At 70.2% G+C, this 12,564-nt stretch carries 10 protein-coding genes; 7 read left to right on the top strand and 3 right to left on the bottom strand.

Annotation, left to right across the window (positions count from 1 at the left end; translation table 11 throughout):
• Nucleotides 1-49 precede the first annotated feature (49 nt).
• On the top strand, nt 50-1,021 hold the full coding sequence (locus GXW79_RS18445; protein ID WP_211875916.1) for a Bug family tripartite tricarboxylate transporter substrate binding protein: 972 nt from the start codon (nt 50-52) through the stop codon (nt 1,019-1,021).
• 51 nt (nt 1,022-1,072) lie between these two features.
• On the opposite strand, the gene GXW79_RS18440 is transcribed toward GXW79_RS18445, so the two are convergent.
• On the bottom strand, nt 1,073-3,343 hold the full coding sequence (locus GXW79_RS18440) for a hypothetical protein (RefSeq protein ID WP_211875915.1): 2,271 nt from the start codon (nt 3,341-3,343) through the stop codon (nt 1,073-1,075).
• A gap of 148 nt (nt 3,344-3,491) precedes the next feature.
• Nucleotides 3,492-4,994: a class I adenylate-forming enzyme family protein gene (locus GXW79_RS18435; protein WP_211875914.1), complete on the bottom strand. Its 1,503-nt coding sequence runs from the start codon at nt 4,992-4,994 to the stop codon at nt 3,492-3,494.
• Between the two features lie 101 nt (nt 4,995-5,095).
• Between GXW79_RS18435 and GXW79_RS18430 the strand changes: the two genes are divergently transcribed.
• From GXW79_RS18430 to GXW79_RS18405, 6 genes are read left to right on the top strand one after another with little or no spacing between them, the layout of a single operon-like run.
• Nucleotides 5,096-6,232, top strand: a complete 1,137-nt coding sequence (locus GXW79_RS18430) for a CaiB/BaiF CoA transferase family protein (RefSeq protein WP_211875913.1) — start codon at nt 5,096-5,098, stop codon at nt 6,230-6,232.
• A complete protein-coding gene (locus GXW79_RS18425) occupies nt 6,229-7,017 on the top strand; it encodes an enoyl-CoA hydratase/isomerase family protein (protein ID WP_211875912.1) in 789 nt (262 codons plus the stop codon). The genes GXW79_RS18430 and GXW79_RS18425 overlap by 4 nt, the downstream gene beginning before the upstream one ends.
• 2 nt (nt 7,018-7,019) lie before the next feature.
• Complete coding sequence (locus GXW79_RS18420) at nt 7,020-8,168, top strand: acyl-CoA dehydrogenase family protein (RefSeq protein WP_367614958.1); 1,149 nt, start codon at nt 7,020-7,022, stop codon at nt 8,166-8,168.
• Between the two features lie 10 nt (nt 8,169-8,178).
• Nucleotides 8,179-9,522, top strand: a complete 1,344-nt coding sequence (locus GXW79_RS18415; RefSeq protein ID WP_211875911.1) for an MmgE/PrpD family protein — start codon at nt 8,179-8,181, stop codon at nt 9,520-9,522.
• On the top strand, nt 9,519-10,388 hold the full coding sequence (locus GXW79_RS18410) for an MBL fold metallo-hydrolase (protein WP_211875910.1): 870 nt from the start codon (nt 9,519-9,521) through the stop codon (nt 10,386-10,388). The genes GXW79_RS18415 and GXW79_RS18410 overlap by 4 nt, the downstream gene beginning before the upstream one ends.
• 5 nt (nt 10,389-10,393) lie before the next feature.
• Nucleotides 10,394-10,966 (top strand): histidine phosphatase family protein, encoded by a 573-nt coding sequence (locus tag GXW79_RS18405; RefSeq protein WP_211875909.1) that lies wholly within the window; start codon nt 10,394-10,396, stop codon nt 10,964-10,966.
• On the opposite strand, the gene rfaE1 is transcribed toward GXW79_RS18405, so the two are convergent.
• Nucleotides 10,956-12,446 carry a D-glycero-beta-D-manno-heptose-7-phosphate kinase gene (gene rfaE1 / locus GXW79_RS18400; protein WP_211875908.1) on the bottom strand — a complete coding sequence of 497 codons (1,491 nt, stop codon included), beginning with the start codon at nt 12,444-12,446 and terminating at the stop codon, nt 10,956-10,958. The genes GXW79_RS18405 and rfaE1 overlap by 11 nt on opposite strands.
• Nucleotides 12,447-12,564: the final 118 nt, after the last annotated feature.

The following is a 12,564-nucleotide window of genomic DNA, read 5'->3' as shown; positions in this document are numbered from 1 at the left end:
TGCAACCGCGCGCGAAGCTTGCGCGGGACGCATTCGGGAGGCCACGTCCATGATCCGCCGCATCGCCCTGCTCGCCATCGCCGCCCTGATCGGCGGGATCGCCGCCGCGCAGGCGCAGAGCTACCCCAACCGCCCGATCCGCCTGATCGTCCCGTGGCCGCCCGGACAGGCGACCGACCTTGCTGGCCGGGTCATCGCGCAGCGCCTCTCGGAAGTGCTCGGCCAAGCCGTGATCGCGGAAAATCGCGCCGGAGCCGGCGGGATGATCGGCACCGATACCGTCGCCAAGGCCGCACCGGACGGCTACACCCTGCTCGCCGCCTCCTCCGGCCCCTACACCATCAACCCGCTGGTCCAGCGTACGCCCTACGAGACGGAACGGGACTTCGCCGCCGTCGCGCTTGTCGGCGTCTCGCCCTACGTGCTGGTCGCGAACCCGGCCTTCCCGGCGACTACCCTGCCGGAATTCGTCGCTGCGCTGCGGGCGCGCCCCGGGCACTACACCTTCGGCTCCTCCGGCACCGGCGCGACTGCACACCTCATCATCGAATGGTTCAATTCCGCGCTCGGCATACGGGCCGAACACATCCCGTTCCAAGGCAGCGCACCCTCGCTGACCGCCGTCGTCGCGGGGCAGGTGGACTACAGCATCGAAACGCTGGCCGCGACGCAGCCGCTGATCCGCGGCAATTCGCTGCGCCCCTTCGGCATCTCCTTCGCGCGTGGCAGCACGCTCGCCCCGGGCATCCCGGGCATCGCGACCGATGCCCCCATTCCGGGCTTCGACGTCGGCGCATGGATCGGACTCGTCGCGCCCGCCGCGACCCCGCGATCGATCCTCGACATCGTCGAGGCAGCCACCCTGCGAGGCATGGACTCGAACGACGCGCGCGAACGCGTCGCAGGCATCGGCATCGAGATGGACCTGCGCGGCAGTGCCGCCTTCACCACCTACCTGCGTGAGCAGACCGCCAACTTCCGCCGCATCATCGAGACGACGAATATCCGCCTGAACAACTGAGGGGACGAAGGCAAGGCCAGGATCGAGTCGATGCTGGACCTGCCTCCTCGTTCAGGCTGGGCCGAGGTGGCGGGGGCGGCCGCCGATGATGATGATGGCCCGCTCCGTCAACCGGCCGCCCAGGCCGTCCGGCATCGAGGCTGAGATGGCGTGCGTGCCCTCCGACAGCCGCGCCACCTGCTCGAAGCCCTGCCCCAGCTCGCCGTCGCGGTCGGACTCCCAGCGCACATCCTGCGGCGGGACCGCGCCCAGGCCGCGCGCATCCACGAGGGCCCGCAACCGCACCGTCGCTCGCTCGCAAGGGTCGGTCTCCAACTGGACGAACAGGCCACGGCCGCGCCGCGGCAGCTCGAAGCTGTCCGTCTCGGCCGTGGCCGAGCGGAGCCCGGCCGTCGCGACTGCGCGAAACCGGCAGCGCGACCCGCCGGGCAGACGCTGCGGATCGATCACCAGCGGTGTCCCCTCCGGCGGATCCTGGACGACCGGGACCCAGGTTTCGCCATCATCGCCAGTGAACAGGACCAGGGTGGATGCGCGCCCTTCGCTGGCCGAAACCTCGAGGCGCAGGTGCAACCCGTCCTCCTCCCGATCAGGTCCGGTGAGGCTGACGCGCGGCGGCTCGCCCGCCTCGACCACCAGCAGCGGCGCATCGCCGGTGTGGAAGGTGATGCGCGCGACCTCGCCGTCGGGCAGCGGGATCGCCTCGACGAAGGTGAGATAGGGCTCGCGGCCCTCGGGCACGCCACCCTGGCCGCCATGACAGCCGCACCCGCCTGGCTGCGACCGGATCGGGTAGGCGTGGTGCGTGGCGAGGATGCGGTCATGCGCATCCAGCAGGTCGATCGAGACGGGGCTCTCGCCGGCCGTCGCACTGCCGCCGACGTGACCGGCCGCTTCCACCACCATCGCCTTGACCAGCTCCACGGTGCGGCCGCCGCGCGCCAGACGCTCGATCCCGAAGGTCAGGATCAGCCAGGGCCGCAGGCGCCGCGTATCAGCCGGGCTGGTCGCGTAGAGCGACCGGCGGTCGAGGATGTTCGAGTAGGTATAGGGCGAGATCCATTGCGGCTCCGCGGCCGCCGTGGTGTAGGCCATCACGTCGATCGCCGTCGCCGGGTCGTAGAGGGTCGGCGGGGAGAGCGCCACGTCCAGCCCGACCTCGCCGATCGAGCGGTCGAAGCCCTTGACGTATTTGGGATAGTTCGGATCGTCCGACGGGTCGTTGGGCACGTTGACATGCGCGCGCTGGTAGATGTGGCCGAGCTCGTGCGCGGTGGTCATCTCCTGCCCCGCGAAGAAGGCGCCAACGCCGTCGCCGCCGCTGCCGCAGCCGGTATTGACCCCGCCGGCCTGGCCGACCGGGATTGCCGCCGCCGGCACGATGCCGATGACGATGTCGGCGAGCTGGAACAGCCGCGTCCAGATGCGGGTTTCCTTCAGCCGCGCCAGCATCTCGTTCCACAGCGCGTTGCAGGCGCCCGAGCTGCCGGGAAGCTGGCCGAAATTGCCGCTGCGCGTGTAGTCCACGCCGAGGATGGTTGTGTCGAAATACGGGAACGGAAGCATGCGCTCGGCCAGGCGCAGCGTGCCGAGCATGTCGGCATCGGCCGGCGTGACCACCATGCCCGCGCCGTTGTCCCATTTGATGCGGACCAGCGCCACCCTGGGTGCCGCGACATTCAGCACGTCAAGCCGCCGCGAGGCGACGGCGGCGATGCCCGGCGCCGAGGCGACCCAGAGCCGCACCGTGACGACCGTCGGCGCGGCGCGGAGATACCAGGCCGGGACGAAGAAATTCAGCGGTGCGTTGCCGCGGATGTGGGTGAGGGACAGCCCGTCCCGCGACGTCACCCACAGATCGTTCTCCTTGTCCCACAGCGTGCGATCGAGCTCGGGCAACCGGCCGAGCCGGGCGCCGCCCGGCCGGGTCGGGGCGGTCCGGTAGACCTCCTTGCCCCAGCGGCTCAGCACCAGTTCGCCGGTCACCTGCTGGCCGGAGAGCGTGTCCCCGGTGAGCAGTCCTGCGATGGCGTGGGGGTAGGCCCGCACCAGCATCGGCTTGAGCGCGACCATGGGGATCGCGTTGTCCTCGCCGAAGCCGGAGGTGAAATACTGCGTGGCCTGGGTGAATTCCACGCCCTGGATCGCCAGGCGCGCCGGCCGGACCAGGTCCGGCACCTGCTTGTCGAAGGGAGGCAGTTCGGGCAGGCGCGGGTCGGGCCCGCCAGTCGGGCCGTCCGGCAGCGTCGGACCGGACGGCAGCCCGAGGCGGCGCAACAGCGCGAGGGCGAGGGCGTCGAGCTCGGCTTCGGACTCCGGCATACGGATCTCCCCATGCTCTGCCGCGGGCGGCGGGAAACAACGCCGGGCGTCCTTTCGGACCGCATCCCGCAGCGTGAAGACAAGGGAAGTTTTCACGACGCGGCGCCGCGACGCAAGCGCACCGGGCAGCGCCGGCGCAGCGCCGTCTTTACGCCCCCGGCATGGCGTTCAGGCGCGGGTGCGGGCCGTCTTCGAGACTGTGGGTCTGGAGGATCGCCTCGCGCAGCCGCGCGCGCACCAGCTTGCCCTGGGCATTGCGAGGCAGGGCGGCGAAGGTGAGGTAGGCGCGCGGCCGCTTGTACTTCGCCAGTTGCGCCGCGAGTGCGATGGCGTCGGCTTCCCAGCCGACCGGCGCGTCCTCGGCGACGCAGACGATGACTTCCCCCCAGTACTCGGAGGGCAGGGTGACGATGGCCAGCGCCCGGCCCTGGGCCGCGGGTTCCAGCACGGTTTCAATCTCGGCGGGGTGCACGCGGTAGCCACCGGTCTTGATGACGTCCGCGGCGCGGCCCATCAGCCACAGGCGGCCCTGGGGGTCGATGCGGCCGAGGTCTCCGGTGCGGTGGAAGGCGCCGGGGGGCCGGGGGGTGTAGCCGTCCGCAGTGATGATGCCGGCGTAGAGCTGGCGGGCGCGCAGCGAGATTTCGGTGGTCTCGGGATCGATGGTGATTTCGACGCTGGGGCCGGGCGAGCCGACGCATGCGCCGGAGGTGCCGTCGGTTTCGGCCATGGCGTCTGCGACCTGATCGGGCGGCAGGATGGTGATGGGGTTGAAGCATTCGCTCATGCCGTAGGTGACGCGCACGACGGGGCCGAAGGCGGCGGTGGCGCGCGCATGCAGGTCCGGCAGCAGCGCCTGGGTGCCGCAGAAAATGGTGCGCACGCCGGCGAACTGGCGGCGCGGGAAGAGCGAGAGGATCTTTGCCAATACGGTGGGCGGGGCGAAGATGGCGCTGAGCGCGTTGGTCTCGAGCAAGGGCGCGATACGCTCTCCGACGACGCCAGGCAGCAGCATGACCTCGCCGCCGGCTTCAAGCCAGGCGTAGGTGAGCAGCGAGGCGCCGTGCGGGAAGGGCGTCATCAACAGGATGCGGTCGCCGGGCTGCGGGGCGAAGGGCATCACCGCGCGTTGGAGCAGATGCGCGATCCAACGGCCGCCATGACTATGCACGATGGCCTTGGGCCTGCCGGTGGTGCCGGAGGTGAAGGCGAGGCGACCCCAGGAGTCCGTGGGCACGGGCGGCAGGGGCGTGGTGCTTTCGCCGCCATCCTCGGCGGCGATCGCGTCGAGGCCGAGGGCGCGCAGGCGGTCGGCCTGGTCGCGCGGCGCGACGATGCGGCGGAATTTTGCGAGTGTCGCATACCAGCCGAGCTCGGCATCGGTGGCAGCGACGTTGATCGGCACCTCGGCAAAACCGGCGATGGTGATGGCGTAGCTGGTGATGACCGCATCGGGGCCGTTGGGCATCAGGCTCGCGATGGGTTCGGCGGGCGTCGCGGCGATGGCGAGAAGGTGATGCGCAAGGCCGTGCGCGCGCGCGGCGAGCGTGGCGAAGGTGAGCTGCGCCACGCCATCGGTCACGGCGACGCGCGGGCCGAAACGCTGCGCCGTGGCGAGAAGGTCCGACGACCAGGCGATGCCATCTTGCATGGCGCGGACGCTATGGCTGGCGCACGGACCGGTCAATCGGCGCCGCGTTGACGCTGTGCACCGCGAGGGCTTCAATGCGCCGCGTCCAGGAAGCAACAAACATGAGTCCTCTGCCGCTCGCGGGCATCACCATCTGCGAACTCGGGCACAGCGTCGCCGCACCCTTCGCCGCGCAGGTGCTGGGCGATCTCGGTGCGAGCGTGCTGAAGGTGGAAAAGCCCGCCGGTGACGATGCGCGCCGCTGGGGGCCACCGTTCTGGGAGGGCGAGAGCGCGATCTTCCAGACGTTGAACCGCAACAAGGGCTCCGCTGCGCTCGATCTACGCGACGCGGCACAACGCGAGGCGCTGCGCAGCTTCATCATCGATGAATGCGACGTGGTTCTGCAGAACATGCGGCCGGGCCAGGTCGAGGAGCTCGGCATCGACGGCGCGACGCTGGTCGCGGCCAAGCCGGGGCTGATCTACTGCAATCTCGGCGCCTTCGGCGGCGTGGGTCCGCTCGCGGACCGGCCGGGCTATGACCCTTTGATGCAGGCGTTTTCCGGGCTGATGAGCGTGACCGGCGAGGAAGGGCGGCCGCCGGTGCGCGTGGGCGTGTCCATCGTCGACATGGGCACGGGGTTGTGGGCGGTGATCGGCATCCTGGCGGCGCTGCACCGGCGCGAGGCGACGGGGGTGGGCGGCATCGTGGACGTGTCCCTGTTCGAGACGGCGGCGGCCTGGATGAGCGTGCCGGCGGCGCAGTACCTCGCCGGCGGGACGCTGCCGGAGCGCAAGGGATCGGGCGCGCAGGGCATCGTGCCGTATCGCGCGTATCGCACGGCGGACGGCGATCTGGTGGTCGCGGCGGGGAATGATTCGCTGTTCGGCAAGCTGTGCGCCGCGTTGGGGCGCGAGGAATGGGTCGCCGATCCGCGCTTCCGCTCCAATCCGGACCGTGTCGCGCATGAGGCGCTGCTCTACGGGCTGATCGAGGCGGAGATGGTGCGGCGGTCGAACGCCGCATGGACTGGGATCTTCGAGGCCGCGGGCCTGCCCTGCGCGCCGGCGCAGAGCGTGGCCGAGATGCTCGCGCATCCGCAGACGGAAGCGCTGGGCCTGATGCAATCCATGCCGGAGAGCGGCGTGCAGGCCATCGGTCTGCCGCTGCGCTTCGATGGCGCGCGGCCGCAGCCGCGTCGCAAACCCCCCGCATTGGGCGCCGATACGGCGCAGATCACGAAAGCCAAACCATGACGTATGAGACCCTCGCGCTCGAGACGCCGGAGCCGCACATCCTGGTGGTGCGCCTGAACCGCCCGGCCTCGGCGAATGCGCTGAACACGCAGATGGGGCGCGACCTGCTCGCCTGCTGGACGGCGCTGACCGAGGACCCCGGCGACACGCGCTGCGTGGTCTTCACCGGCGCGGGGGAAAAAATCTTCTGCGCCGGCGGCGACCTGAAGGAGCGCAACGGCATGACCGACGCTGCCTGGCAGCGCCAGCACGAGATTTTCGAGCGCAGCTACTGGGCGTTGATGGACTGCCCCATCCCGGTGATCGCCGCGGTAAACGGGCATGCCTATGCGGGCGGCCTTGAAATGGTGCTCGCCTGCGACTTCGCGTACGGTAGCAATGCTGCCCGCTTCGCGCTCACCGAGGTGACGCTGGGCATCATGCCCGGCGCCGGGGGGACGCAGAACCTGCCGCGCGCGGTGGGCGAACGGCGGGCGAAGGAGATCATCCTCACCGGCAAGCCCTTCTCCGCGGAGCAGGCGCATGAATGGGGCATCCTTAACCAGGTGCTGCCGCCCGAGGCGGTGTTCCCGGCGGCGATGGAGACGGCGCGCACCATCGCGGGCAATGCGCCACACAGCGTGCGGCAGGCGAAGAAATCCATCCACTACGGGTTGCAGATGGATGTGCGGACGGGGTTCCGCTTCGAGATCGAGGCGTATAACCGCCTGGTCGGCACCGAGGACCGGATCGAGGGCGTGAAAAGCTTCAACGAGAAGCGTAAGCCCGTGTTCAAGGGGCGCTGAGGGTGGCCGACCATCCCGAAATCCGCGACGCCATCCGCCGCATCTGCGCGGGCTACCCCGGCGCCTATTGGCGCGACCTGGAAGCGCGCGAGGCTTACCCAACCGAGTTCGTGCAGGCGCTGACGCGGAGCGGTTTCCTCGGCGCGCTGATCCCCGAAGCCTATGGCGGCGCGGGGCTGCCGCTGCGCGCGGCGTCGGTGATCCTGGAGGAAATCCACGCGAGCGGGTGCAACGCCGGCGCCTGCCACGCGCAGATGTACATCATGGGCACGCTGCTGCGGCATGGCTCGGACGAGCAGAAGAACCGCTATTTGCCAGGCATCGCCTCCGGCGCGCTGCGCCTGCAGGCCTTCGGCGTGACGGAGCCGACAAGTGGCACCGACACCACCAAGCTGAAGACGCGCGCGGTGCGCGATGCGGATGGCTATGTGGTCAATGGCCAGAAGGTCTGGACCAGCCGCGCGCTGCATTCGGATCTCATGCTGCTGCTCGCGCGCACCACGCCGCTCGACCGGGTGGCGAAGAAGACCGATGGCCTGTCCGTCTTCCTCATCGACATTCGCGAGAGTGTCGGGCGCGGCATGACCATTCGCCCGCTCAAGGCGATGATCAACCACAACACGACGGAGGTGTTTTTCGACAACCTCCGCATCCCCGCCGACAGCCTGATCGGGCAGGAGGGCCGCGGCTTCCGCTACATCCTCGACGGGATGAATGCGGAGCGCATCCTGGTCGCCGCCGAGGGCATCGGCGATGCGCGTTGGTTCGTGAAGACGGCCACCGAGTACGCGAAGACCCGCGTCGTGTTCGACCGCCCCATCGGCCAGAACCAGGCGATCCAGTTCCCCATCGCGCGCGCCCATGTGCAAACCGAGGCGGCCGACCTCATGGTCCAGAAGGCCGCCGCGATGTTCGATGCCGGCGAGCCCTGCGGGCCGGAAGCCAATTGGTGCAAAATGCTGGCGAGCGAAGCCTCCTGGGCGGCGGCGGAAATCTGCCTGCAGACCCATGGCGGCTTCGGCTATGCCCGCGAATACGATGTGGAGCGCAAGTGGCGCGAGACGCGGCTGCTGCAGATCGCGCCCGTCTCCACCAACATGATCCTGTCCTACACCGGCGAGCATGTGCTCGGCATGCCGCGCAGCTACTAGGAGACCGCCCTTGAGCCTCACGCAGGATATCGGCGCCTACATCGCGCAAGGGCCGGGCGCGATCCCGGAGGAGGCGGCAGCGATCATCCGCTCCGGCTTCATCGACACCATCGGCACCATGATCGCAGGGCGCGAGGAGCCCGCCGTGACGCTGCTCGCGGCGCAGATCGCGGAGCGGCGCAGTGCCGCCGAGGAAGCCACCTTCCTGCTCGGCCCGATGCGCGGCTACAGCGCGGATGCGGCGCTGCTCAACGGTACCGCGGCGCATGCGCTCGACTATGACGACGTCGCCATCGGCGGACATCCCTCTACCGTGCTGGTGCCCGCGATTTTGGCCGAGGGCGAGCGGCTGGGCGTCGATGGCGCCGCCGCCATCCGCGCCTACCTGGTCGGCTACGAGGTCTGGGCCGAGCTGATCGCGCGTGAGCCGGACCCGCATCACCGCAAGGGCTGGCACCCCACGGGCGTCTTCGGCACGGTCGGTGCCGCGGCGGCACTCGCGCATCTGCATGGCATGGATGCGGCGCGCGCGGCGCAGGCGGTGGCGCTGGCCGGCAGCATGGCGAGCGGGCTGGTCGCGAATTTCGGCTCCATGACCAAGCCGCTGCATGCCGGCCGTGCTGCGGCGGCGGCGGTCGAGGCCGTGCGCCTGGCCGCACGCGGATTCACCGCGAGCGCGGATGCGATGGAGCATCATGCGGGCTTCCTCGCCGCGCTCTCGCCATCGGGACGCGCCGACCGCGAGGCGCCCGCCACGCTGGGCCAGACGCTGCGCGTCCTCGACACGGGGCTGTGCATCAAGCGCTACCCGATGTGCTACGCGACGCACCGCGCCATCGACGGCATGCTCGCCCTCACTGCACGGGAGAATCTGCGGCCCGAGGATGTGGCGGAGATCGAGGTCTCGGTCGGCGCGACCCAGGCCTCGATGCTGCGCAACCACCGGCCCACCACCGGGCTGGAGGCGAAGTTCAGCCTGGAATTCGCCATTGCCTCCGCCCTCGTCGCGCGCCGCGTGGGCCTTGGCGAGCTCACCGACGATTTCGTCGGCAAGCCGGAGGTGCAGGCGCAGTTCGAAAAACTCCGCATCGTACAGACCGACACGCAATGCCCGGTGGAGCCGATCTTCGCACTCACCGATCGCGTGCGCGTGCGCACCGGTACGGGCCGCGTGCTGGACAGCGGCGACATCCGCTTTCCGCACGGCAATGCCAAGGACCCGCTGACGCTCATCGAGCTGCGCGAGAAGTTCATGGATTGCGCCGGCGCCGCGCCGCTGAACGCCGGCGCCGTGTTCGACCGCCTCGCGACCCTGGATCACGCGGAGAACCTTAACCGGTTGCTCGCGGCATGATCACCCTCGGCGACGTCACCATCCACCGCATCCTCGAGCAGGACACGCCGATCTTCGATCCGCTCGCCTTCTTCCCCGGCCTCACACCCGAGGTGATGGAGGCCGACACCGCCGCGCATCCGAATGAATGGCGCGACGGCAAGACCGGGCTGCTCAACCTGCCGATCCAATCCTATGTGGTGAAGACGCCGCACCACACCGTGCTGGTCGACACCTGCGTGGGCAACCACAAGGAACGGCCGACCCGCGCATTCTGGCACATGCGCGACGACGACGCCTTCCTGCGCAACCTCGCAGCCGCCGGCTTCGCGCCCGAGGATTTCGACTACGTGATGTGCACGCACCTGCACGTGGACCATGTGGGATGGAACACGAAGCTGCAGGACGGCCGCTGGGTGCCGACCTTCCCCAACGCGCGCTACGTCTTCTCCGCCGCCGAGGAGGCCTATTGGCGCGGCGAGAACGCCAAGGCGACCGTCCACCCATACGCCGATTCGGTGCTGCCGATCATCGAGGCGAACCGCGCGGAGCTGGTGGCGGACGACCACGCCATCGGCGACCACCTTCGCTTCACGCCCACGCCTGGCCACACCCCGCATCACTGCGCGATCGAGGTCGGGCGCGGCGCCACCGACGCGGTGCTGAGCGGCGACCTCATCCATTCGCCGCTGCAGCTGCGCTACCCCGATCTTGGCATGCGCGCGGATGTTGATGGCGCGCAGGGCGCGGCCACGCGACGCAAATTCCTGGACTGCCATTGCGAGACGCGCGCGCTGCTCTGCACCGCGCATTTCCCGGTGCCCTCCATGGGCCGCGTCGCGCGCGCCGGCGATGGCTATGCCTGGGAAACGGTGCAGGGCGATTGAGGGCCTTGCGTCGCCGTGCCCTGCTCGCGAACCTGATCCCTGCATCGGCGCGCGCCGATCCGGCACTTATCGCCGCGCTGCGCGCAGGCGGGCTCAACATCTACCTGCGCCACGCGATCACGGACCGGTCGCAGGCGGATCGGGGACGCCTTGGCGACCGCGCGGGGCAGCGCAACCTCTCGGCGGCTGGCATCGCCCAGGCGGAGGCGCTGGGTGCTGCGTGGCGGCGCCTGCGCCTGCCGCTGGGTTCGGTGCTGGCCAGCCCGGTATTCCGCGCGCTGGACACGGCCCGGCTCGCCTTCGGGGCTGACGCCGTGCGCGTCGAGCCGTTCCTCACCGCCGATGACTACACGCCAGATGCAGGGCAGTTCTCGCGCAACATCGAACAGACGCGCTGGCACCTCGCGGCCACGCCGGCCGCCGGCAATGATGTCCTGGTCGGCCACATCGTGCCGCTCCAGATGATCCTCCACCGCGCCCTGTCGCAGGCGGAATATCCCGAAGGCTGCCTCGCGGTCTTCAGCCCCGGCTCCGGATTCCTTGGCTTCATGCCCGCCGAGGCGCTGATCAGCCCTTGATGCGCGCGACCGTCGCCGTGGTGCTCTGCCCCGGCAGCAACTGCGCCAACTTCACCTGGCCGCCCCATTCTGCCATCAGCTCGCCGCCCACCACCTGCTCCACGGTGTAGTCCGCGCCCTTGACCAGCACATCCGGGCGCAGCGCGCGGATCAGGGTCTCCGGCGTGTCCTCCTCGAACACGGTGACGCAATCGACGCTGGCGAGCGAGGCGAGCACCGCGGCACGCGCCGCCTCCGCCTGGATCGGGCGCGCGGCGCCCTTCAGGCGCTTCACGCTCGCATCGGAGTTCAGCCCCACCACCAACCGGTCGCACCAGCTGCGCGCCTGTTCGAGCAGGTGCACATGGCCGGGGTGCAGCAGGTCGAAGCAGCCATTGGTGAAGCCAACGCGCCAGCCACGACGGCGCCAACGCTCCACCTGCTCGGACGCGCTTGCGCCAGTCACCACCTTGCGCAGCGCCCCGCGCTCGACCGAGATGGCGTCGAGCAGGTCGGCCTCGCGCGCCACCGCGGTGCCGATCTTGCCCACCACGATGCCGGCGGCGATGTTCGCGAGCCGCACCGCGACGGCGAGCTTCTGCCCCGCGGCGAGGCCGGCGGCGACCATCGCCATCACCGTGTCCCCGGCACCCGAGACGTCGTGCACCTCGGCCGCCTCGGCGGGGAAGTGGCGCACCGCATCGCCCTCCAACAAGGTCATGCCATCCTCGCTGCGGGTCACCAGCACGGCGCCGAAGCCGTGCGTGTCGCGCAGGCTCCGCGCGGCGGCGACGATCGCCTCCTCGCTGTCCACCGGCATCCCCGTGGCCTCGCCGAGCTCGGCGCGGTTTGGGGTGATGAGGTCGGCGCCGGCATAGCGCGTGTAGTCGCGGCCCTTGGGGTCCACCAGCACGCGGCGCCCGGCAGCCTGCGCGGCGGCGATCAGCTGCTCGGCCACACCCCCGGCCAGCACGCCCTTGCCGTAGTCGGAAAGGACGACGACCGCGGTTGCCGCGATGGCGTCCGAGGCGATGCGCACCACGCGCTCGGCCAAGCGCGGGTGCACCGGGGCCACCACCTCATGGTCCGCGCGCAGCATCTGCTGGCCCGCGGCGATGAAGCGCGTCTTGGTCGTCGTCGCGCGGCCGCCCTGCACCAGCAGCCAGGGCTCGACACCCGGCTGGCCGCCGATCAGCCCGGTGAGATCGGAGCCCGACTGGTCGTCGCCCACCACCGAGATGAAGGCGACGGCCACGCCCACGGCGGTGAGGTTGCGCACCACGTTGCCGGCCCCGCCGGGCATCGCGATCTCGCGCTCCACGGTCAGCACCGGAACCGGGGCCTCAGGGCTCACGCGCCTGACGATGCCGTAGACGTAGCGGTCGAGCATGGCGTCGCCCACCACCAGGGCGGTGCCGCGCTTGAGGCTGCGGATGGCGTCGGCCAGCTCGGCGGCCGGGGTGTCACTGAAAGGCCGGTCGGCGGCTGGTTCGAGGGGCATAGGCCCGCGTAGCGCACCCGTCACATGGGGCGCAAGGCGGGGATGGGTCCGCCATGGCGATCCTCACGCTTCCTTCAGAGATGCGTGGGACGATGGACCTCTTTCCTCCCCGCAGAAT

The organism is Plastoroseomonas arctica, from assembly GCF_018128965.1.
Classification (GTDB): domain Bacteria; phylum Pseudomonadota; class Alphaproteobacteria; order Acetobacterales; family Acetobacteraceae; genus Plastoroseomonas; species Plastoroseomonas arctica.
This window is presented reverse-complemented; position numbering and strand designations above follow the sequence as displayed.